At 56.7% G+C, this 20,713-nt stretch carries 21 protein-coding genes; 15 read left to right on the forward strand and 6 right to left on the reverse strand.

All coding sequences use genetic code 11. The features are described 5' to 3' along the window. Window positions 1-159: 159 nt before the first annotated feature. A complete protein-coding gene (gene glyA / locus RT197_RS15870) occupies window positions 160-1,413 on the forward strand; it encodes a serine hydroxymethyltransferase (protein ID WP_312952120.1) in 1,254 nt (417 codons plus the stop codon). 429 nt (window positions 1,414-1,842) lie between these two features. Next, window positions 1,843-2,982 (forward strand): 3-phenylpropionate MFS transporter, encoded by a 1,140-nt coding sequence (locus tag RT197_RS15875; protein ID WP_312952121.1) that lies wholly within the window; start codon window positions 1,843-1,845, stop codon window positions 2,980-2,982. On the opposite strand, the gene csiE is transcribed toward RT197_RS15875, so the two are convergent. Beyond that, window positions 2,979-4,256 carry a stationary phase inducible protein CsiE gene (csiE, locus tag RT197_RS15880; RefSeq protein WP_312952122.1) on the reverse strand — a complete coding sequence of 426 codons (1,278 nt, stop codon included), beginning with the start codon at window positions 4,254-4,256 and terminating at the stop codon, window positions 2,979-2,981. The genes RT197_RS15875 and csiE overlap by 4 nt on opposite strands. A 94-nt stretch (window positions 4,257-4,350) precedes the next feature. Between csiE and RT197_RS15885 the strand changes: the two genes are divergently transcribed. Both RT197_RS15885 and RT197_RS15890 read left to right on the forward strand, forming a co-directional pair. Further along, window positions 4,351-5,016, forward strand: coding sequence for a DUF1007 family protein (locus RT197_RS15885; RefSeq protein WP_312952123.1), 666 nt, complete (start codon window positions 4,351-4,353; stop codon window positions 5,014-5,016). Then, entirely contained in the window at window positions 5,004-5,981 is a 978-nt protein-coding gene (locus tag RT197_RS15890) for a nickel/cobalt transporter (RefSeq protein ID WP_312952124.1), read from the forward strand. Before RT197_RS15885 ends, RT197_RS15890 begins: the two co-directional genes overlap by 13 nt. Before the next feature lie 125 nt (window positions 5,982-6,106). Here the strand turns inward: RT197_RS15890 and suhB are convergent, their stop codons facing one another. Then, a complete protein-coding gene (gene suhB / locus RT197_RS15895; RefSeq protein ID WP_312952125.1) occupies window positions 6,107-6,910 on the reverse strand; it encodes an inositol-1-monophosphatase in 804 nt (267 codons plus the stop codon). A gap of 120 nt (window positions 6,911-7,030) precedes the next feature. Between suhB and trmJ the strand changes: the two genes are divergently transcribed. From trmJ to sseB, 11 genes are all read left to right on the forward strand, one after another. After that, complete coding sequence (trmJ, locus tag RT197_RS15900; protein ID WP_312952126.1) at window positions 7,031-7,762, forward strand: tRNA (cytosine(32)/uridine(32)-2'-O)-methyltransferase TrmJ; 732 nt, start codon at window positions 7,031-7,033, stop codon at window positions 7,760-7,762. Window positions 7,763-7,915: 153 nt separating this feature from the next. Then, complete coding sequence (gene iscR, locus RT197_RS15905) at window positions 7,916-8,407, forward strand: Fe-S cluster assembly transcriptional regulator IscR (RefSeq protein WP_312952127.1); 492 nt, start codon at window positions 7,916-7,918, stop codon at window positions 8,405-8,407. A 146-nt stretch (window positions 8,408-8,553) separates the two neighbouring features. Further along, window positions 8,554-9,768: a cysteine desulfurase gene (gene iscS / locus RT197_RS15910; protein WP_312952128.1), complete on the forward strand. Its 1,215-nt coding sequence runs from the start codon at window positions 8,554-8,556 to the stop codon at window positions 9,766-9,768. A 27-nt stretch (window positions 9,769-9,795) separates the two neighbouring features. Further along, window positions 9,796-10,182, forward strand: coding sequence for a Fe-S cluster assembly scaffold IscU (iscU, locus tag RT197_RS15915; RefSeq protein ID WP_103677685.1), 387 nt, complete (start codon window positions 9,796-9,798; stop codon window positions 10,180-10,182). Between the two features lie 12 nt (window positions 10,183-10,194). Beyond that, window positions 10,195-10,518: an iron-sulfur cluster assembly protein IscA gene (iscA, locus tag RT197_RS15920; protein WP_312952129.1), complete on the forward strand. Its 324-nt coding sequence runs from the start codon at window positions 10,195-10,197 to the stop codon at window positions 10,516-10,518. 76 nt (window positions 10,519-10,594) lie between these two features. After that, entirely contained in the window at window positions 10,595-11,110 is a 516-nt protein-coding gene (gene hscB / locus RT197_RS15925; RefSeq protein ID WP_312952130.1) for a co-chaperone HscB, read from the forward strand. A 14-nt stretch (window positions 11,111-11,124) separates the two neighbouring features. Beyond that, on the forward strand, window positions 11,125-12,975 hold the full coding sequence (gene hscA, locus RT197_RS15930; protein ID WP_312952131.1) for a Fe-S protein assembly chaperone HscA: 1,851 nt from the start codon (window positions 11,125-11,127) through the stop codon (window positions 12,973-12,975). A 1-nt stretch (window position 12,976) separates the two neighbouring features. Continuing rightward, window positions 12,977-13,312, forward strand: coding sequence for an ISC system 2Fe-2S type ferredoxin (gene fdx / locus RT197_RS15935; protein WP_312952132.1), 336 nt, complete (start codon window positions 12,977-12,979; stop codon window positions 13,310-13,312). Between the two features lie 2 nt (window positions 13,313-13,314). Continuing rightward, window positions 13,315-13,515, forward strand: coding sequence for a Fe-S cluster assembly protein IscX (iscX, locus tag RT197_RS15940; RefSeq protein WP_312952133.1), 201 nt, complete (start codon window positions 13,315-13,317; stop codon window positions 13,513-13,515). A 61-nt stretch (window positions 13,516-13,576) separates the two neighbouring features. Next, window positions 13,577-14,863: an aminopeptidase PepB gene (gene pepB, locus RT197_RS15945; protein WP_312952134.1), complete on the forward strand. Its 1,287-nt coding sequence runs from the start codon at window positions 13,577-13,579 to the stop codon at window positions 14,861-14,863. 47 nt (window positions 14,864-14,910) lie between these two features. Next, a complete protein-coding gene (sseB, locus tag RT197_RS15950) occupies window positions 14,911-15,693 on the forward strand; it encodes an enhanced serine sensitivity protein SseB (RefSeq protein WP_312952135.1) in 783 nt (260 codons plus the stop codon). Window positions 15,694-16,070: 377 nt separating this feature from the next. On the opposite strand, the gene RT197_RS15955 is transcribed toward sseB, so the two are convergent. From RT197_RS15955 to RT197_RS15970, 4 genes are all read right to left on the reverse strand, one after another. Next, window positions 16,071-16,844, reverse strand: a complete 774-nt coding sequence (locus RT197_RS15955) for a MurR/RpiR family transcriptional regulator (RefSeq protein WP_312952136.1) — start codon at window positions 16,842-16,844, stop codon at window positions 16,071-16,073. Then, on the reverse strand, window positions 16,844-17,689 hold the full coding sequence (gene sseA, locus RT197_RS15960; protein WP_312952137.1) for a 3-mercaptopyruvate sulfurtransferase: 846 nt from the start codon (window positions 17,687-17,689) through the stop codon (window positions 16,844-16,846). The genes RT197_RS15955 and sseA overlap by 1 nt, the downstream gene beginning before the upstream one ends. A 76-nt stretch (window positions 17,690-17,765) precedes the next feature. Beyond that, window positions 17,766-19,130 carry a 6-phospho-alpha-glucosidase gene (locus tag RT197_RS15965; RefSeq protein ID WP_312952138.1) on the reverse strand — a complete coding sequence of 455 codons (1,365 nt, stop codon included), beginning with the start codon at window positions 19,128-19,130 and terminating at the stop codon, window positions 17,766-17,768. 13 nt (window positions 19,131-19,143) lie between these two features. Then, window positions 19,144-20,688 (reverse strand): PTS transporter subunit EIIC, encoded by a 1,545-nt coding sequence (locus RT197_RS15970; RefSeq protein WP_312952139.1) that lies wholly within the window; start codon window positions 20,686-20,688, stop codon window positions 19,144-19,146. Window positions 20,689-20,713 lie beyond the last annotated feature (25 nt).

Here is a 20,713-nt window from a genome sequence, read left to right on the forward strand (position 1 = left end):
CATTGAAATTTCCGGGGGATTTATCTTTAAAACCCTTGTATAGCGCCAAGCCAATCGTTTGCGTAAAATCACTTGTCAAGACCTGTTATCACGATGGCAATCGGTTATACTGGGGGCCGTTGCTTAAAATTTACTTGTTAGCTGAGTCAGGAGATGCGGATGTTAAAGCGTGAAATGAACATTGCCGATTATGATGCCGAGTTATGGCAGGCGATGGAGCAAGAAAAAGTACGTCAGGAAGAGCACATTGAACTGATCGCCTCCGAGAACTACACCAGCCCGCGCGTTATGCAGGCGCAGGGTTCTCAGCTGACCAACAAATATGCCGAAGGCTATCCGGGCAAACGCTACTACGGCGGCTGCGAATATGTGGATATCGTTGAACAACTGGCTATCGACCGCGCGAAAGAGCTGTTTGGCGCAGACTATGCGAACGTGCAGCCGCACTCCGGCTCGCAGGCGAATTTCGCGGTTTACACCTCGCTGCTGGAGCCGGGCGACACCGTGCTGGGTATGAACCTGGCGCACGGCGGTCACCTGACTCACGGCTCCCCGGTTAACTTCTCCGGCAAGCTGTACAACATCGTGCCTTACGGCATTGATGAGAGCGGTAAAATTGACTACGCCGATTTGGAAAAACAGGCGCAGACCCACAAGCCGAAAATGATTATCGGCGGCTTCTCTGCTTATTCCGGCGTGGTCGACTGGGCGAAAATGCGCGAAATCGCCGACAGCATCGGCGCGTACCTGTTCGTTGATATGGCTCACGTGGCCGGTCTGATTGCCGCAGGCGTCTACCCGAACCCGGTACAACATGCGCACGTTGTCACCACCACTACCCATAAAACCCTGGCAGGTCCGCGTGGCGGCCTGATCCTCGCGAAAGGCGGCAGCGAAGAGCTGTACAAAAAACTGAACTCTGCCGTATTCCCTGGCGGCCAGGGCGGTCCTCTGATGCACGTGATCGCCGGTAAAGCGGTGGCGCTGAAAGAAGCGATGGAGCCGGAGTTCAAAACCTATCAGCAGCAGGTGGCGAAGAACGCCAAAGCGATGGTTGAGGTGTTCCTGAACCGTGGTTATAAAGTGGTTTCTGGCGGCACGGAAAACCATCTGTTCCTGCTGGATCTGGTTGATAAAAACCTGACCGGTAAAGAAGCTGACGCCGCGCTGGGCCGCGCCAACATCACCGTCAACAAAAACAGCGTGCCGAACGATCCGAAAAGCCCGTTTGTCACTTCCGGTATCCGCGTGGGTACACCTGCGGTAACCCGTCGCGGCTTCAAAGAAGCCGAAGTGAAAGAACTGGCTGGCTGGATGTGTGACGTGCTGGACAGCATCAACGACGAAGCCGTTATTGAGCGCACCAAAGCGAAAGTGCTGGATATCTGCGCCCGTTTCCCGGTTTACGCATAAGCGTTATCGTCTCTCGTCGCTAAAGCCCACTTCGCGTGGGCTTTATTATTTTGAGTCCTACTGGTCGCGCATGATGGCGCTGCACTTTGTTGCGCTGGCGACAGAATCACCGCTTTGTTGCGCCTGCCTGCATTCGTCCATTGGCGACTGAGAGGGCGGAGGATTAGCCGTTTGGGCGGCGCATCCTGATAATAAAAACACGGTCAGGACTATCTTAAAACAGGGCATTTTTTCTCTCCATGGTTTACCTGCGCTGCCACAGAATGACGGAGTTTGCTGCGGCAGTCGGGATTATTTGTGCTTACCCGCGTGGAGACTAAAAAGCAGAAGAACGTCGGTATGTTAAATAAAAGTTAATTGATAGCGCGCTATGGACTTGCTTAATCATGACTTTCTCGCCAGACTATCGCCATCCAACGGGAGGGAATCATGGTCTTGCAGTCCACGCGCTGGCTGGCGCTCAGTTATTTCACCTACTTTTTTAGCTACGGTATTTTTCTTCCTTTCTGGAGCGTCTGGCTCAAAGGCAGTGGATTAACGCCGGAAACCATCGGCTTACTGCTTGGCGCAGGGCTGGTTGCCCGTTTTCTTGGCAGCCTGATCATTGCCCCGCGCGTCAGCGATCCGGGGCGTCTGATTATGGCCCTGCGAGTGCTGGCCTTGCTGACGCTGGTCTTCGCGCTGGCGTTCTGGTTCGGCACCCACGTTGCGTGGCTGATGGTGGTTATGGTGGGTTTCAACCTCTTTTTCTCGCCGCTGGTCCCGCTGACCGATGCGCTGGCGGGCACCTGGCAAAAACAAATCACCATGGATTATGGCCGGGTGCGGCTGTGGGGATCGATCGCCTTCGTGATTGGCTCCGCCCTGACCGGCAAGCTGGTCAGCCTGTATGATTACCGGGCGATCCTCGCGCTGCTCAGTCTTGGCGTGGCGTCAATGCTGCTGGGGATGCTGCTGCGTCCGTCGGTCATGCCGCAGGGCGCATCGCGTCAGCAGGAAGGCGCGGGCTGGGATGCCTGGCGCGCGTTGATCGTGCAGAACTGGCGCTTTCTGGCCTGCGTCTCTTTATTACAGGGCGCGCACGCGGCCTACTATGGTTTCAGCGCGATCTACTGGCAGGGCGCAGGCTACTCAGCCTCCGCCGTGGGCTATTTGTGGTCGCTGGGCGTGGTCGCGGAAGTGGTCACGTTTGCGCTAAGCAAAAAAGTGTTTCGCCGCTTCAGCGCCCGCGATCTGCTTCTGCTTTCGGCATTCTGCGGCCTGCTGCGCTGGGGCATCCTGGGCGCGTCCACGGCGCTGCCGTGGCTCATCGTTGCGCAGATCCTGCACTGCGGCACCTTTACCGTCTGCCATCTGGCGGCGATGCGCTACATTTCCGCGCGCCAGGGTGGGGATGTGATTCGTTTACAGGCGATGTATTCGGCGGTGGCGATGGGTGGCAGCATTGCGATCATGACGATGTTTGCAGGCTTCCTCTATCAGCACCTTCAGCACGGCGTGTTCTGGGTGATGGCGCTTCTGACGCTGCCTGCTATGCTGCTGCGCCCCGGCGTGGCGGCGCAGCGTTAAGATTCCAGCATCTGCTGAATATGTTCACGCTGATTCACGCTCAGCGGTTGCTCGGCGTGGATCAGCGGTGGCGAGAAGAGGGGCAGGGGCGTGACGTAAGGCGTCACCACCAGGGTCACTTCTTTTGGCGCGCCCTGTTTCTGGAACGCATGCAGCGTCAGGTATTTGATATTGAGCGGCAGAAGCGTCAGTTCGCGGAGTTGCTGCTCAAGCTCCTGCTCCAGTCCCGGATCGTCCCCGATCAACAACAGCACCTGTTTCTCATGCAGATCCTGCTCCTGCATCAGCCATGCACCGAAGATCACCGCAATTAATCCCAGTTCATTATCGGTAAAGCGGATAGCGTAGTCATCTTCCAGGCAATGCAGGGCTTCACGGGTGGTGCGCAGCAAACGTGGGTAAAGGTGGCTGACCTCTTCCGGCAGGCTGTTATCGATGCCGATGCCGAAAACGCTGCGATCCAGCGCCTGCGCCAGATGAATATAAAGCTGCCTGCTTAGCCCCTGTTCGTCGCTAAAACGGCGGCCAGCCAGCTGCTGAAAACGGACGATCAACTGCCCAACCACCAGCCGCAGGCGGATGTCCTGCTGATGGCTGTCGTGCGTCGGGTCCGGGGTGCGCAACACCATAAACAGCAGGCCGAGAAACAAATGTTCATTGACGTGGAGTGCCTGCCTGATCCGGCGCTGCCAGTGGCGAATAACATCGGCGGTGGCGTGATATTCCGCCCGCGCCTCGGTCCACATCTGCTGTGCCGCATCGAAGTCCGGCGACAGGCCAAGCTGATGCTGGAGCAGGCAGTACTGCAAATACAACCGCAGAAAGTGGCGATCGCGGCACTCGAACTGCCTTTTCAGACGCCGGGCGCAGAGGTTTATCAGCGCCTGCAAATTGGTTTCGTCATACAGCGTGCGGGCAATGCCCTGAAGCTTCAACTGGGATTTCAGCGTGGGAGTAAAATGCTGTTCGATAAACTGCGGACACAGACGCAGCGCCCGGCGAAGCCAGTGCAGCAGGCACAGGCGCTGGTCGAGAGTCGTGCCTTCAATCCGATAGCTACCGTCCGGCTGCGATATGATGGTGAGGCGATGATAACGCTGGATTTCATGGTTCGCCTCAGCTATATCTTGCCGGGCAATGGCACCGTCTACGTTATTCACTCTGCTTATGAATTCAGGGGTAATATTTTCCCCCGGCAGATACAACATCAAAAGCACCTGGCAGCGGCGCTGTGGACTGGAAAGCACAGATGGCGGATTACTGATAGTCATCATCTGCATAGTTCCAGACAGGGTTTTCGATAAGAATAGCCAAAGGAGCGCCATTCGAAAGCGCCAACAGACGTCTTTCCATAAGGAATGCTGGGGAATGTCACAGAATTTTTCACGTAAGAACGGCAAATACAGAGTTAAACCCTGCGCGTGGGGGCTGGTTTTCGCATTTTTATCGCAGACAGCGGCGGCGCATCCGCACAGCTTTATCAGTATGCGCAGCGATGTCATCACCGCCGACGGGCATTTTACGGCGCTGAAAATGCGCTGGACGATGGATGAAATTACCTCCGCCGATCTCCTGTACGATGCGGGTAACGCGAAGCCGGGCGATGAAGTCTGGAAGAGGCTGGCGGCCGAAGTGATGGCTAACGTGCTGGGCCAGCATTATTTTACCGAGGTCTGGCACAATCAGCAGAAGGTGAAATTTAAAAACCGGCCGACGGAATATGCGCTGGCGCGGGAGGGGCATAAGGCAGTATTGACCTTCGTCGTGCCGCTGGCAGAGCCGCAGCCGTTATCCGGGCAGACCTATACCGTCTCCACGTTTGATCCGACCTATTTTGTGGATATGCACTATGACCAGCAAAGCGATATTTCCGTCAGCGGTGCCGCGTCATGTAAGCTTGTGCTGCATACTCCAAAGCCGGATGACAAAATGACAGCCTATGCCCTGTCGCTGGATAAGGCCGACGCGCCGCCGGAGGATATGGATCTGGGCAAACAGTTCGCACAAAAGGTGGTTTTACAATGTCCCTCGTGATGAATTCCGCTCGCCGCAGCCGTCGCTGGACCGATCTGTGGCCGCTGGCGCTTTTTATTCTGCTGGCACTGGCGGGGGGCGTGTGGCTCTGGCAGGCCTGGCCGCAGGTGATGCTGAAAAGTATTAGCTGGCAGCGCGGGATGAATCAGCAGCTGAGCGGCCTGTTGCAGGCGGTGTCGCTTAATCCGTCACGCGCCGGGATGTCGCTGCTGCTGTTTAGCTTTATGTATGGCGTGCTGCACGCGCTGGGGCCGGGCCACGGCAAAATCGTTATTACCACATGGCTTGCGACTCATCCGTCAAAACTGCGCTCCAGTATCGGGCTGACGCTGGCGGCGTCGCTGCTTCAGGGGCTGGTTGCCATTATCCTGGTGGTCGTGGTGCTGACCCTGTTGCAACTCCCGGCCAGAATGTTGCACCTCAGCAGCTACTGGCTGGAGAAAGGCAGCTATGCGCTGGTGGGCGTGCTGGGCATTTTTCTGTGCTGGCGGGCGCTGAAAAAACTGCGGGCGTTGCTGCGTAAGCCGGTTTTTACCGCCTTTGCGCCGCACCATCACCATCATGCAAACTGTGGCTGTGGGCATCAGCATATGCCGACGCCGGGGCAACTGGAGAATACCGACGACTGGCGCGCCCGGCTGATGATTATCGCCTCAATGGGGATGCGCCCGTGCTCCGGGGCAATCATGGTGCTGTTATTCAGTAAGGTGGTGGGCGTGTTTAGCTGGGGCGTGATGTCGGCGCTGGCGATGGCGGCGGGCACCTCGATCACCATTTCCTCACTGGCACTGCTGGTTCACAGCTTCCGCTCGCTGGCGGTAAAACTTAGCGGCAACCGCGCACCGGTGCTGTGGCGGCAGGTGGGCTGGGTAACGCTGGCGCTGGCGGGCGGCGCGGTACTGATTGTCGCCGCGCTGATTATGTGGCTCAGCGCCCAGCCGCCGGGACGGTTTTTAGGATTTTAGGTTTTTAGAAAATATCGGGCCGGAAGCCACAGAAAGGAATAAAAGACGTGAAGGGTGACGCAGAGAATAATAATTACCGTTACAGAAGTTAAACGGCCCCCGCAAACCGGGGGCCGTCAGGGCGATTAACGCTTCAGCGCTTCGCTCAGTTCGTCACGCATATTCGCCAGCATGGCTTTTACGACGCGCGGATTACCCGCCACGATGTTACCCGTCGTCATGTAGTTATGACCGCCGGTGAAATCGCACACCAGCGCGCCCGCTTCACGCGCCAGCAGTTCACCCGCAGCGAAATCCCACGGCTTAAGGCCGATTTCAAAGAAGCCGTCTACGCGACCCGCGGCGACATAAGCCAGGTCCAGCGCGGCAGAGCCGGTGCGACGGAAGTCAGCACATTCAGTGTACAGTTTGCCGAGGATCTTCATATAAGCAGGCGCGTGCTGTTTGGCTTTGAACGGGAAGCCAGTCGCCAGAATGGTGCCGTCCAGATCGCGTGCGTTGCTGCCGCGCAGACGGTAGCCGTTTAGCTGTGCGCCCTGACCACGGGTGGAGGTGAACAGCTCGTTACGCATCGGATCGTAAACCACCGCCACTTCGGTACGGCCTTTAATGCGTACGGCGATGGAAACCGCGAAGTGCGGCAGACGTTTGATGAAGTTGGTAGTGCCATCCAGTGGATCAATAACCCATTGTACATCCTGATCTTCGCCTGCGTGCTCACCGCTTTCTTCGGTGATAATGGTGTGTTGCGGGTAAGATTTGCGAATGGTTTCGATAATCAGCGCTTCAGCGGCTTTATCGACGTTGGTTACGAAATCGTTACTGCCTTTCTGGCTGGTTTCCACAGAATCAGGCGTTTCGTAGTGCTTGGCAATCAGGTTACCCGCCTTGCGCGCTGCGCGCACGGCGATGTTCAGCATCGGATGCATCGGTTACTCTCACTGGATGTTAAAGAACGGGGAAAAACGGCGCATATGATAACAGTGAATTCGGATTATGTCTCCGCTTTATGTTAATATGCCTGAATATTCTTTAGCCTTAAGAAAACTATGCTGCAAAATATTCGAATTGTGCTGGTAGAGACCTCTCACACCGGCAATATGGGTTCTGTTGCCCGCGCCATGAAAACGATGGGCCTGACCAACCTGTGGCTGGTCAACCCGCTGGTAAAACCGGACTCGCAGGCCATCGCGCTGGCTGCCGGGGCCAGCGACGTCATCGGGCACGCCCACATTGTGGATACGCTGGATGAAGCGCTGGCAGGCTGCAGCCTGGTTGTCGGCACCAGCGCCCGTTCGCGCACGCTGCCGTGGCCGATGCTCGACCCGCGCGAGTGCGGTCTGAAAAGCGTGGCGGAAGCTGAACATGCGCCGGTCGCGCTGGTCTTTGGTCGTGAGCGCGTTGGGCTGACCAACGACGAGTTACAAAAGTGCCACTACCACGTCGCCATTGCAGCGAACCCGGAATACAGTTCGCTGAATCTGGCGATGGCGGTACAGGTCATCTCCTACGAAGTGCGGATGGCCTGGCTTGCCGCGCAGGAAAAGGGCGAAGTGACGGAGCCGGTGGAAACCCCGTATCCGCTGGTGGACGACCTGGAGCGTTTTTACGGTCATCTGGAGCAAACGCTGCTGACCACCGGGTTTATTCGCGAAAGTCATCCGGGGCAGGTGATGAACAAACTGCGCCGCCTGTTCACCCGTGCCCGCCCGGAAAGCCAGGAACTGAACATCCTGCGGGGCATTCTGGCGTCGATTGAGCAGAAGCAAAAAGAGCAATAAAGCCAAACGGCACGGAAGGTTAAATACCTGACTAAAACAGTCAAGTAAATAGTTGACCATTTTAGTCAGGAATGTCAGACTTGGCCCTGCTATGCAGTACACCCCCATTTTAATAAAAGCCCAGGCAGGGCCAGGTTTGAGGTTAAGTAAGATATGAGACTGACATCTAAAGGGCGTTATGCCGTGACCGCAATGCTGGACGTTGCGCTCAACTCCGAATCCGGCCCGGTGCCATTGGCTGATATTTCTGAACGTCAGGGGATCTCCCTTTCTTATCTGGAACAACTTTTCTCGCGTTTGCGCAAAAATGGGCTGGTTTCCAGCGTGCGCGGACCGGGCGGTGGCTATCTGCTGGGTAAAGATGCAAGCAGCATCGCGGTTGGCGCAGTGATCAGCGCCGTTGACGAATCCGTCGATGCCACGCGCTGCCAGGGTAAAGGCGGCTGCCAGGGCGGCGACAAGTGCCTGACCCACGCGCTGTGGCGCGATCTTAGCGACCGTCTGACCGGCTTCCTGAACAATATTACCCTCGGTGAACTGGTGAATAACCAGGAAATTCTGGATGTGTCTGACCGTCAGCACAGCCAGGAAACCACGCGCACCCCGCGTGCGCAGGACCAGATCAACGTTAAGTTACGCGCCTAATAAAATTCGCCTGCTGCGCCCTAAGCGGCAGAGCGATAAAAGTATTCTGGATCGGGCCGGGGTATATGTCCCTCGCGAATACGGTTGAACATCCGCCGATTGCCCGATCCTTTGCATTGATGAGCGATGTACGGAGTTTAAGAGCAATGAAATTACCGATTTATCTCGACTACTCCGCAACCACGCCGGTGGACCCGCGTGTTGCCGAGAAAATGATGCAGTGCCTGACCTTAGACGGAACTTTTGGTAACCCAGCCTCGCGTTCACACCGTTTTGGCTGGCAGGCGGAAGAGGCGGTTGATATCGCCCGTAATCAAATTGCCGAGCTGGTGGGTGCCGATCCGCGTGAAATTGTTTTCACCTCCGGCGCGACCGAATCCGATAACCTGGCGATCAAAGGTGCAGCCAACTTTTATCAGAAAAAAGGCAAGCACATCATCACCAGCAAAACCGAACACAAGGCCGTGCTGGACACCTGTCGCCAGCTTGAGCGCGAAGGGTTTGAGGTAACGTATCTCGCTCCGCAGCGCAACGGCATTATTGACCTCAACGAACTTGAAGCGGCGATGCGTGACGACACCATCCTCGTTTCCATCATGCACGTGAATAACGAAATCGGCGTGGTGCAGGATATCGCGACTATCGGCGAAATGTGCCGTGCGCGCGGGATCATCTACCACGTTGACGCCACCCAGAGCGTGGGCAAACTGCCTGTCGACTTAAGCCAGCTGAAAGTGGATCTGATGTCCTTCTCCGGCCATAAAATTTATGGTCCGAAAGGTATCGGCGCGCTGTACGTGCGTCGTAAACCGCGTATCCGCATCGAAGCACAGATGCACGGCGGCGGTCACGAACGCGGTATGCGTTCCGGTACGCTGCCTGTCCACCAGATCGTAGGCATGGGTGAAGCTTACCGCATTGCCAAAGAAGAAATGGAAACCGAGATGGCGCGTCTGCGCGGTCTGCGTAACCGTCTGTGGGACGGCGTGAAAGATATGGAAGAGGTCTACCTTAACGGCGATCTCGAGCAGGGCGCACCGAACATTCTTAACGTCAGCTTCAACTATGTTGAAGGTGAATCGCTGATTATGGCGCTGAAAGATCTGGCGGTTTCCTCCGGGTCTGCCTGCACCTCTGCAAGCCTTGAACCGTCCTACGTGCTGCGCGCGCTGGGCATGAATGATGAGCTGGCGCACAGCTCCATCCGTTTCTCTTTAGGTCGTTTTACTACCGAAGAAGAGATCGACTACACCATCGAACTGGTACGTAACTCCATTGGCCGTCTGCGCGACCTTTCTCCGCTGTGGGAAATGTTCAAACAGGGCGTGGATATCAACAGCATCGAATGGGCGCATCACTAATCGGTTCAGGACCAGAGGAAAACTATCATGGCATACAGCGAAAAAGTTATTGATCATTACGAGAACCCACGCAACGTCGGCTCTTTCGACAACAGCGACGAAAACGTTGGCAGCGGTATGGTCGGCGCACCGGCCTGCGGTGACGTAATGAAATTACAGATCAAAGTAAACAACGACGGTATCATTGAAGACGCGCGTTTCAAAACCTACGGCTGCGGTTCGGCGATTGCCTCCAGCTCGCTGGTGACTGAATGGGTGAAGGGGAAATCCCTTGACGAAGCGCAGGCGATCAAAAATACCGATATTGCCGACGAGCTTGAACTGCCGCCAGTGAAAATTCACTGTTCGATCCTGGCAGAAGACGCCATCAAAGCGGCAATTGCAGATTATAAAAGCAAACGTGAAGTGAAATAAGCAGAGGTCTCTATGTCGATTACCCTGAGCGACAGTGCTGCCGCGCGAGTAAATGCTTTTCTGACCAACCGTGGTAAAGGATTCGGCCTGCGTCTGGGGGTGAGAACCTCCGGCTGTTCTGGAATGGCCTATGTGCTGGAATTTGTTGACGAACCGGCGGCAGAAGACACCGTATTCGAAGATAAAGGCGTGAAAGTCGTGGTCGATGGCAAGAGCCTGCAATTTCTGGACGGCACGCAGCTGGATTTCGTCAAAGAGGGTTTGAACGAAGGGTTTAAATTCACCAACCCGAACGTTAAAGACGAGTGCGGCTGCGGCGAAAGCTTCCACGTTTAATCGTGCATCAATAATAAACCCCACCGCAATGCTTTGCGCGTGGGGTTTGTTTTAACCGGCCAACCCTAAGATTGTTATGGATTATTTCACTCTTTTTGGTTTACCTGCCCGCTATCCGCTGGATAAAGAGGCGCTGTCAGCGCGTTTTCAGGATCTGCAACGTCAGTTTCATCCCGACAAATTCGCCAGCGGTAGCCCGGCGGAACAACTGGCGGCGGTGCAAAAATCAGCCACCATTAATCAGGCATGGCAGACGCTGCGCCATCCGCTGAGCCGCGCCGAATATCTGCTCTCACTGCACGGCTTCGATCTCGCCAGCGAGCAGCACACCGTGCGCGACACCGCGTTTCTGATGGAACAGCTGGAACTGCGTGAAGAGCTGGAAGAGATCGGCCAGGCTAAAGACAGCGATCGGCTGGCGACGTTCATGACCCGCGTGGGAAAAATGTACGACGCGCGCCAGCAGCAAATGATTGAACAATTCGAAAACGAGGCGTGGGAAACGGCGGCGGATACCGTGCGTAAACTGCGTTTTCTCGATAAACTGCGCAGTTCAGCAGAACAACTCGAAGAAAAGCTGCTCGATTTTTAATTCTGGAAGCGAATATGGCCTTATTACAAATTAGTGAGCCGGGTCTGAGCGCCGCGCCGCACCAGCGTCGTCTGGCGGTGGGCATCGACCTTGGCACCACCAACTCGCTGGTCGCCACCGTGCGCAGCGGTCAGGCAGAAACGCTCCCTGACCATGAAGGACGCCACCTGCTGCCGTCCGTCGTGCATTATCAGTCGCAGAGCCATCGCGTGGGTTATGCCGCGCGTGAGCAGGCGGCGCGGGATCCGGCGAATACCGTCAGTTCCGTTAAACGCATGATGGGGCGCTCGCTGGCGGATATTCAGGCGCGCTATCCGCATTTGCCTTACCAGTTCCAGGCCAGCGAAAACGGCCTGCCGATGATCGCCACTCACGCGGGCGTACTCAACCCGATCCGCATTTCTGCCGATATCCTGAAAGCGCTGGCAGAGCGGGCAACCGAATCCCTTGAAGGCGAACTGGACGGCGTAGTCATCACCGTTCCGGCCTATTTCGACGATGCCCAGCGTCAGGGCACCAAAGACGCCGCGCGTCTGGCGGGCCTGCACGTCCTGCGCCTGCTGAATGAACCCACCGCCGCTGCGATTGCCTACGGGCTGGATTCCGGTCAGGAAGGGGTGATTGCCGTTTACGATCTGGGCGGCGGCACCTTTGATATTTCGATCCTGCGCTTAAGCCGTGGGGTGTTTGAAGTGCTGGCGACCGGCGGCGACTCCGCGCTCGGCGGCGATGATTTCGATCACCTGCTGGCGGATTTTCTGCGCGAGCAGGCAGGGATTGCCGATCGCAGCGACGACCGCGTGCAGCGTCAGCTGCTTGACGCCGCCATCGCCGCTAAAATCGCGCTCAGCGATGCGGACGTGACTACCGTCAACGTGGCGGGCTGGCAGGGCGAAGTTACCCGCGCGCAGTTCAATGAACTGATCGCCGCGCTGGTCAAACGCACGCTGCTTTCCTGCCGTCGCGCGCTGAAAGATGCGGGCGTTGAGGCGCAGGAAGTACGCGAAGTGGTGATGGTAGGCGGTTCGACCCGCGTGCCGCTGGTGCGCGAGCGCGTCGGCGAGTTCTTCGCACGCACCCCGCTGACCGCTATCGACCCGGATAAAGTCGTTGCCATCGGCGCGGCAATTCAGGCGGATATTCTGGTCGGCAACAAGCCGGATAGCGAAATGCTGCTGCTGGACGTGATCCCGCTGTCGCTGGGCCTTGAAACCATGGGCGGTCTGGTGGAGAAAGTCATTCCGCGTAATACCACCATTCCGGTGGCGCGCGCGCAGGAATTCACCACCTTTAAAGACGGCCAGACCGCGATGTCCATCCACGTGATGCAGGGTGAGCGCGAGCTGGTGCAGGACTGCCGTTCGCTGGCGCGTTTTGCGCTGCGCGGTATTCCGGCGTTACCCGCGGGCGGGGCGCATATTCGCGTCACCTTCCAGGTCGATGCCGACGGCCTGCTGAGCGTCACGGCGATGGAAAAATCGACCGGCGTCGAATCCTCTATTCAGGTCAAACCGTCCTACGGGCTGACGGATGGTGAGATCGCCACCATGATCCAGGACTCCATGAGCCATGCCGCGCAGGATGTTCAGGCGCGAATGCTGGCTGAGCAAAAAGTCGAAGCCGCGCGTGTGCTGGAGAGTCTGACCGGTGCGCTCGCTGCCGATGCCGCGCTGCTAAGCGCCGCAGAGCGTCAGAGCATTGAAGAGGCGGCCGCTCACCTGCGGATAACCGCCGAAGGCAATGATACCGACGCAATAGAACAAGCCATTAAAAATGTTGATAAGCAAACCCAGGAGTTCGCCGCTCGCCGCATGGACCAGTCGGTCCGTAGCGCGCTGAAAGGTCACTCCGTGGACGAGGTTTAATATGCCAAAGATTGTTTTTCTGCCTCATCAGGATCTCTGTCCCGATGGCGCAGTTCTGGAAGCTGAGACTGGCGAAACGATCCTCGACGTTGCCCTGCGCAACGGTATCGAGGTCGAACACGCCTGCGAAAAATCCTGTGCCTGCACCACCTGCCACTGCATCGTGCGTGAAGGTTTTGACTCCCTCGCAGAAAGCACCGAAGACGAAGACGACATGCTGGATAAAGCCTGGGGTCTGGAGCCGGAAAGCCGTTTAGGTTGCCAGGCGCGCGTCACCGATGAAGATCTGGTGGTCGAAATCCCGCGCTACACCATCAACCACGCGCGGGAGCATTGATCATGGGACTGAAATGGACCGACAGCCGCGAGATCGGCGAAGCGTTGTATGACAGCCGCCCGGATCTCGATCCGAAAACGGTGCGCTTCACCGATATGCATCAGTGGATTTGCGAACTGGACGAGTTTGATGACGATCCCAGCGCATCCAGTGAAAAAATTCTCGAGGCGATTCTGCTAGTCTGGTTAGATGAAGCAGAGTAAAAATTGACGGGCTGCCTTCGGGCGGCCCGTTTTCACGAATGCGCTATAAGGAATAAATATAATGACTGAAGCTATGAAAATCACGCTCAGCAACCAGCCTGCCGATGCGCGCTGGGGCGAAAAAGCGCCTTACAGTATTAATCATGACGGCATTTCCCTGCATCTGAACGGTAACGACGATTTAGGTCTGATCCAGCGTGCCGCACGTAAAATTGACGGCCTGGGCATCAAACACGTCGAGCTTGCAGGCGAAGGCTGGGATGCGGATCGTAGCTGGGCCTTCTGGCAGGGCTATAAAGGACCGAAGGGTAGCCGCAAAGTAGAATGGGCGGCGCTGGATGACGCCCAGCAGCAGGAGCTGGAGAACCGCCTGAAGATCATCGACTGGGTGCGCGATATTATCAACGCTCCGGCAGAAGAGTTAGGGCCGGAACAGCTTGCGCAGCGCGCGGTCGATTTGCTGTGCGGCGTGGCGGGCGAGCGGGCGAGCTATCGCATCACGAAAGGTGAAGATCTGCGCGAGCAGAACTATCTTGGCCTGCACACCGTGGGACGCGGCTCTGACCGTCAGCCGGTGCTGCTGGCGCTCGACTATAACCCGACGGGCGATAAAAACGCGCCGGTGTACGCTTGCCTGGTCGGTAAAGGTATTACCTTTGATTCCGGCGGCTACAGCATTAAGCAAAGCGCATTTATGGATTCAATGAAATCTGATATGGGCGGCGCGGCGCTGGTTTCTGGCGCGCTGGCATTTGCGATCCAGCGTGGGCTGAACAAGCGCGTGAAGCTGTTCCTGTGCTGCGCGGATAACATGATTAGCGGCAACGCTTTCAAACTGGGTGACATTATTCATTACCGCAACGGCAAAACGGTGGAAGTGATGAACACCGACGCCGAGGGGCGCCTGGTGCTGGCGGACGGTCTGATTGACGCCTCAGCGCAAAAGCCGGAGCTGATCATTGATGCCGCAACCCTGACCGGGGCGGCGAAAACGGCGCTGGGTAATGATTACCATGCGCTGTTCAGCTTTGACGACCAGCTTGCGAATCGTCTGCTGGCAAGCGCTAAGGCGGAGAACGAACCGTTCTGGCGTCTGCCGCTGGCGGAGTTCCACCGCAGCCAGCTGCCGTCTAACTTTGCCGAACTGAACAACACCGGCAGCGCGGCCTATCCGGCTGGCGCAAGTACCGCCGCTGGTTTCCTGTCGCACTTCGTCGAGAACTATCGTCAGGGCTGGCTGCATATTGACTGCTCGGCGACCTATCGCAAAGGTGCCGTTGAGCAGTGGTCGGCAGGCGCAACCGGCCTCGGTGTGCGTACCATTGCCAATCTGTTAACCGCTGAGTAATGTTGTTCCCTCCTCCTGTGGGGGAGGGGATGCCACCTGAGATCACTATGTCCGATACAAAAAATGAATTAGAAACCCTGCTGGAGCAGGCGGCGACGGAACCGGCGCACCGTCCGGCTTTTTTCCGCACTTTGCTGGAGTCAACCGTCTGGGTGCCGGGCACCGCAGCCGAAGGCGAAGCGGTAGTTGCGGACAGCGCGCTGGATCTCCAGCACTGGGAAAAAGACGATGGAACCTCCGTGATCCCGTTTTTCACCTCCTTACAGGCGCTACAGCAGGCGGTGGCGGAGGAGCAAGAGCAGGCATTTGTCGTCATGCCGGTACGCACGCTGTTTGAAATGACTATCGGCGAGACGCTGTTCCTTAACGCTAAGCTCGCCACCGGCAAAGAGTTTACCCCGCGTGAAATCAGCCATCTGATCGGCGAAGAGGGCAACCCGCTCAGCACCCAGCAGGTGCTGGAAGGCGGCACTTCGCTGTTGTTATCAGAAGTGGCCGAGCCGCCCGCGCAGATGATTGACTCTCTGACCACGCTGTTTAAAACTCTGAAAACCGTGAAGCGCGCGTTTGTCTGCTCGATAAAAGAAAACGCCGACGAGCAGCCAAATCTGCTGATTGGCATCGAAGCGGAAGGGGATATCGAAGAGATTATTCACGCCGCAGGCAGCGTGGCGAGCGATACCTTACCCGGCGATGAGCCGGTTGATTTGTGCCAGGTCACGGAAGGCGAAAAGGGCATCAGCCACTTTATGCTGGCGCATATCACGCCGTTCTATGAAAAGCGCTGGGGCAGTTTCCTGCGCGACTTTAAGCAGAACCGAATTATTTAAAAGTTGCTTTGGCAACACAGACCGCTGGAAAAGCCGCGAAATGGGCCAGCATAAAAAATGCTTGTTTTATGAGTAATGCCGATTTTCCGCCCTCTCCCTGGCCCTCTCCCCCGGGAGAGGGAACAGTCTGGCGTCGTGACTGGTTTTGTCTCCGCCTTGCTCGTCAATTCTGTTGAGCAGAGAGGCAAACATTTTCTGCCGGTAGGGGATTTGGCGTTTTATTGAGGCTGGCCGTTTTAACGATGTCCATTAATTTATGTAGCGAATATTCTATTTTCGCCCTGCTTTTATAAAGCAAAAAAGACAATCTAAAAGGTTATAAATAAAATAAAGACGCTAAAAGCATAATTAAGAATATATTTAAATTGCGGCGTTAATTACCCCGTGGCCTCCAGCAGCAGTAAATCAATCAGCAGCACCAGATTTGATTCGAACGAGGTGATGCCTGCGGCTTCGGCGGCAAAATGCACCGCTTCGTCATACAGCGCGAAGTGAAGATCGGCCAGCCCGGCCAGGCTGTTGGCGGAGGCGCGGGTAAAGGCGACCACCGTCATGCCGACATTTTTGGCGATTCGCGCTTTGTCCAGCACCTGCTCCGTTTCGCCGCTGCGCGATACGGCAATAAATACCTGATAGCGCGCAGCGTTGCTCAGAAAAATATTGCGGCTGTCGCCGGGACCGGAAATAAACGCGGCTTTGCCCAGCACCTGTAATTTTTTAGTCAGATATTCGGCAAAGAGATAAGAAAATCCCGCGCCATATAAAAAGAAACTTTCTTTATCGCGCAGCAGGGAAGTGAAATGGCGGCGCTTTTCCGCACTGATCCAACGAAAGGTTTGCTGATAATTAGCGACAAAGCGCTCGAATAAAATGGGCAGATCGTCCTGGGCGCCGAACGGCTGTTCACTGATGTGCGGCGTGCCGGAGAGAAGCTGTTTACAGTGCCAGATAAATTCACTGTAGCCGCTAAAGCCCAGCTTCTGGCACAGCCGCACGATGGTGGCGGTAGAGACAAAGGTCTGCTTTGCCAGTTCGCGCACCGTAATATGCCCCACCAGCAGAGGGTGCTCCGTCAGGTGCGCCAGCGCGCGGTACTCCGCGCGGGAAAGCGTTTCCCCGCGCGAGAGAAGAGGAGCGAGGCGGTTATCCATTATGAGGCGGGTTCAACGGGCAGATCGTCGCGCGCGCCCCATTCACTCCACGAGCCGTCGTAGAGCTTCACGTCAGAAACGCCAAGCGTGGTTAACGCCAGCACCACGACGGCGGCGGTAACGCCGGAGCCGCAGCTGGCGACAATCGGCTGACGCAGATCCACGCCCTGGCGGGCAAAGATTTCGCTGAGTTCATCGGTCGTCTTCAGTTCTCCGTTGACGACCAGATCGGTCCACGGCACGTTAAGCGCACCGGGGATATGCCCCCGCCGCAGGCCAGGACGCGGTTCGTCGGCCTGGGCGTTAAAGCGGGCGGCGGGGCGGGCATCCACCAGCTGCGCCGTTTTTTCATGGCTGATCAGCATGACGTCGGTCAGGCGCTGCACTACGTTGCTGTCCAGTTCCGCGTCAAACTCGCCTTCCGGCAGATCGGCGACGTTCGATTCCAGCGGCAGACCGTCGCGCAGCCAGCCAATGAGTCCGCCTGCAAGAATAGAAACGTTCTGTGCGCCAAACGTGCGCAACATCCACCAGGCGCGCGGGGCGGAGAAAAGATTGCCGTCATCGTAAATGACCAGATGCTTATCCTGACTGACACCCAGTTCGCGCATTGCCACGGCAAAGGCTTCGGCACGCGGCATCATGTGGGGCAGGGGACTGGTGTGCTCGGAGAGCGCTTCAATATCAAATAAAATTGCGCCGGGAATGTGCCCGGCGCGGTACTCTTCTGTGATGTCGCGGTCGTCAGCACCCGGTGGAGCCATGCGCGCATCAATAATCTGGATCTCAGGATCCGCAGCGTGTTCAGTCAGCCAGTCGGCTGCCACAAAAAATGAAGTGGACATGCTTGCCTCCGTTTTTTTCATCATTCCTGAATTGTCGGTGTTTTTTCCCGCATCGACAAGCAAGTCCACGGCGAAATTATTTGACCGCCTCCCCATTTTTCCAGGCTTGCTGTAGCTGCGGCCAGTATTCGCGGTTGGCTTCGATCATATCGTCAAGGATCGCTTTCGCATGTTGCATGGTCGGCACCGTGCGGTTGAGGGTAAATGCCTGAAGCGCTTTCTCATAGCTGCCTTCAATAGTGGCTTCGACCAGCAGTTGCTCCGAAGCCAGTTGCTGCATCAGCAGGGTCTGGTGGAACAGCGGCACCGCGCCCATCCGCACAGGCTCTGGTCCTTCGCTGGTGATATAGGCAGGCACTTCGACCATGGCATCGTAAGGCAGGTTGGCAATCGCGCCTTTGTTCTCGACGATCACCAGATGGCGCTGGCGCAGGTCGAATGCCAGCGAGCAGGCGACGTCAACGATAAACGCCCCGTGAACGCCGACGTGGAAGGCATCCGGCAGGATCCCGCTGCGCTTGTATTCTTCAGCGGCGGCAAACAGCTTTTTCTCGCGCCCGTTCATCACTTCATTGGCGCGGGTATAGTTCGGATCCTGATGCTCGACGATATCGTTAGGCATTAAATAATATTGCAGATACGGATTCGGCAAATAGTCCGGGAAGTGATCCATAATCGGCTTGATATTGCGCCAGGTTTTTACCCACGAGGGATCGGCGTGCTGCGGGTCGGTCTGGGCGGCATCTTCGGTTAACAGGCCGAACTGCGCGATGTGACGACGCAGTTCCGGCAGGCGATCTTCGCCATCAACCAGTACGCGGGTGAACCAGCCGAAGTGGTTGAGGCCAAAATAATCCACCTCCAGTTTATGCCGATCGACGCCGAGGATCGCGCCCATATTGCGCATCGCCGCCACCGGCATATCGCAAATATTCAGCACCCGCGCATGCGGACGCAGGCGGCGCACGCCTTCGGCAACGATAGCCGCCGGGTTGGAGTAGTTCACAATCCACGCTTTTTTATCGGCGTAGCGCTCTGCCATATCGATCAGTTCGACCATTGGCAGAATGGTGCGCAGCCCGTAAGCCAGCCCGCCGGGACCGCAGGTTTCCTGACCCACGACGCCATGGCGCAGCGGAATTTTTTCATCCTGCTCGCGCATTTTGTACTGGCCGACGCGCATCTGGGCGAAAACAAAGTGCGCGCCGCTGAATGCCGTTTGCGGATCGCTGGTGACGGTGAATTTAATCTGCTGACTGTGATCGCGAATCACTTTTTCCACGACCGGCGCAATGGTGTTCTGCCGGGCTTCGTCAATGTCGTAGAGACGAATTTCAGCCAGCGGAAAATCTTCCAGTCGCAGCATCAGGCTTTTCACGATGCCGGGAGTGTAGGTACTGCCGCCGCCCGCAATGGATAAAATAAATGGGGATTTCAACATCTTTATGCCTCCTTCAGAGCACCGTCTCTACGGCCTCTCGCATTTTTTTAACATGCAGCCCGTAGACTACCTGAACGTTATTACCTTGTTTGATAATGCCTTTCGCGCCGGTCGCCTTCAGGCGCGGCTCGTCAATAATGGTCACGTCTTTCACCGTAACGCGCAGGCGGGTGTAGCAGTTATCGACCACGTCGATATTGCCGCGCCCGCCCAGCCCTTCGATAATCGCCTCGCCAAGCCCGTCATTCTGGCCTTTCGCCTGATACTCCTGTTTGCTGTACAGGCGCGTTTCCTGATCTTCTTCTTCACGGCCCGGCGTTTTCATATCGAAATGGCGGATCAGGAAACGGAACACCACGAAATAGAGGACGAACATAATCAGCCCGACGACGATGTACATCGGCCAGTTGGACTTCTCCGTGCCGAGCGGCAGGTTGTAGAGCACGAAATCAATGATGCCGTTCGCGCCGATGGCGTGAACGTCGAGCAGGTAAAACAGCATCATGCCGATGCCGGTCAGCACCGCGTGAACCACAAACAGCAGCGGAGCGACAAACAGGAAGGAGAATTCAATGGGTTCGGTCACGCCGACCAGCATTGACGTCAGCGCGGCGGGGATCAAAATCGCTTTCGCGGCGGCTTTGCGCTCCGGTTTGGCGGTCATATACATCGCCAGCGCGGCGGCGGGCAGACCAAACATTTTGCTGATACCGCGCGCATCCCACACCACAGTACTGCTGAGCTGTTTCACGTCCGGGCAGGCCATTTCGGCGAAATAGATATTGCGCGCGCCCTGGTAAACCTGGCCGCATACGTCCGAGGTGCCACCCAGTTCGGTATACAAAAACGGCGTGTAGACCAGATGATGCAGCCCCGTCGGCACCAGAATGCGCTCAAGGAAACCGTACACGGCGACGCCAAACGCCCCGGAGCCTTTAATCAGCAAGGCCAGCGCGCTGATGCCCTGCTGGGCAAACGGCCACAGTTCGCTCATCACCACGCCGAGAATAATCGACACCGGCAGCATAATAATGGCGACAAAGCAGTGGCCGGAGTAGATCGCCATCGCCCCGGAAAACTGGACGCCGGAGTAACGGTTATAGAGATAGCCGGAAAGCGCACCGGTCAGGATACCGGCAAAAACGCCCATCTCCAGCACCTGCACGCCGAGCACCATGCTTTGCCCGGCGGCACGCATGTGTTCGGCCGGGGCCAGCGCGCCCTGCAACTGGAGCGTCACGTTCATCGCGTTGATGAACACCACGAACGTCACCAGCCCGATCAGCGCCGCATAGCCTTTATCACGCGCGGCAAGGCCAATCGGAATGCCCACGGCAAAGACCAGCGCCAGATTGACCAGCACGGAAACCGCAGATTTGGCAATCAGTTGACCGATACTCTGGATCAGCGGATGCCCGAGAAAGGGCAGGTATTCGGCAAGATTACCGTTGCCCAGCACGTTACCAAACGCGATAAATAAACCGACGATCGGTAAAATCAGTACCGGGCCATACAGCGACTTGCCAAAGTTTTGTAGGGCGTTAACGGCTCGTTTCATACTTTTCCCTCTGTTATTGAACCGC

Origin of the sequence: Superficieibacter sp. (assembly GCF_032071645.1) — a bacterium.
GTDB lineage: Bacteria > Pseudomonadota > Gammaproteobacteria > Enterobacterales > Enterobacteriaceae > Superficieibacter.

Excerpts from the sequence above, each read along its gene's own strand:
- glyA (WP_312952120.1), top strand. The coding sequence starts at position 160 with ATGTTAAAGCGTGAAATGAACATTGCCGATTATGATGCCGAGTTATGG.
- RT197_RS15875 (WP_312952121.1), top strand. The coding sequence starts at position 1,843 with ATGGTCTTGCAGTCCACGCGCTGGCTGGCGCTCAGTTATTTCACCTAC.
- csiE (WP_312952122.1), bottom strand. The coding sequence starts at position 4,256 with ATGATGACTATCAGTAATCCGCCATCTGTGCTTTCCAGTCCACAGCGC.
- RT197_RS15885 (WP_312952123.1), top strand. The coding sequence starts at position 4,351 with ATGTCACAGAATTTTTCACGTAAGAACGGCAAATACAGAGTTAAACCC.
- RT197_RS15890 (WP_312952124.1), top strand. The coding sequence starts at position 5,004 with ATGTCCCTCGTGATGAATTCCGCTCGCCGCAGCCGTCGCTGGACCGAT.
- suhB (WP_312952125.1), bottom strand. The coding sequence starts at position 6,910 with ATGCATCCGATGCTGAACATCGCCGTGCGCGCAGCGCGCAAGGCGGGT.
- trmJ (WP_312952126.1), top strand. The coding sequence starts at position 7,031 with ATGCTGCAAAATATTCGAATTGTGCTGGTAGAGACCTCTCACACCGGC.
- iscR (WP_312952127.1), top strand. The coding sequence starts at position 7,916 with ATGAGACTGACATCTAAAGGGCGTTATGCCGTGACCGCAATGCTGGAC.
- iscS (WP_312952128.1), top strand. The coding sequence starts at position 8,554 with ATGAAATTACCGATTTATCTCGACTACTCCGCAACCACGCCGGTGGAC.
- iscU (WP_103677685.1), top strand. The coding sequence starts at position 9,796 with ATGGCATACAGCGAAAAAGTTATTGATCATTACGAGAACCCACGCAAC.
- iscA (WP_312952129.1), top strand. The coding sequence starts at position 10,195 with ATGTCGATTACCCTGAGCGACAGTGCTGCCGCGCGAGTAAATGCTTTT.
- hscB (WP_312952130.1), top strand. The coding sequence starts at position 10,595 with ATGGATTATTTCACTCTTTTTGGTTTACCTGCCCGCTATCCGCTGGAT.
- hscA (WP_312952131.1), top strand. The coding sequence starts at position 11,125 with ATGGCCTTATTACAAATTAGTGAGCCGGGTCTGAGCGCCGCGCCGCAC.
- fdx (WP_312952132.1), top strand. The coding sequence starts at position 12,977 with ATGCCAAAGATTGTTTTTCTGCCTCATCAGGATCTCTGTCCCGATGGC.
- iscX (WP_312952133.1), top strand. The coding sequence starts at position 13,315 with ATGGGACTGAAATGGACCGACAGCCGCGAGATCGGCGAAGCGTTGTAT.
- pepB (WP_312952134.1), top strand. The coding sequence starts at position 13,577 with ATGACTGAAGCTATGAAAATCACGCTCAGCAACCAGCCTGCCGATGCG.
- sseB (WP_312952135.1), top strand. The coding sequence starts at position 14,911 with ATGTCCGATACAAAAAATGAATTAGAAACCCTGCTGGAGCAGGCGGCG.
- RT197_RS15955 (WP_312952136.1), bottom strand. The coding sequence starts at position 16,844 with ATGGATAACCGCCTCGCTCCTCTTCTCTCGCGCGGGGAAACGCTTTCC.
- sseA (WP_312952137.1), bottom strand. The coding sequence starts at position 17,689 with ATGTCCACTTCATTTTTTGTGGCAGCCGACTGGCTGACTGAACACGCT.
- RT197_RS15965 (WP_312952138.1), bottom strand. The coding sequence starts at position 19,130 with ATGTTGAAATCCCCATTTATTTTATCCATTGCGGGCGGCGGCAGTACC.
- RT197_RS15970 (WP_312952139.1), bottom strand. The coding sequence starts at position 20,688 with ATGAAACGAGCCGTTAACGCCCTACAAAACTTTGGCAAGTCGCTGTAT.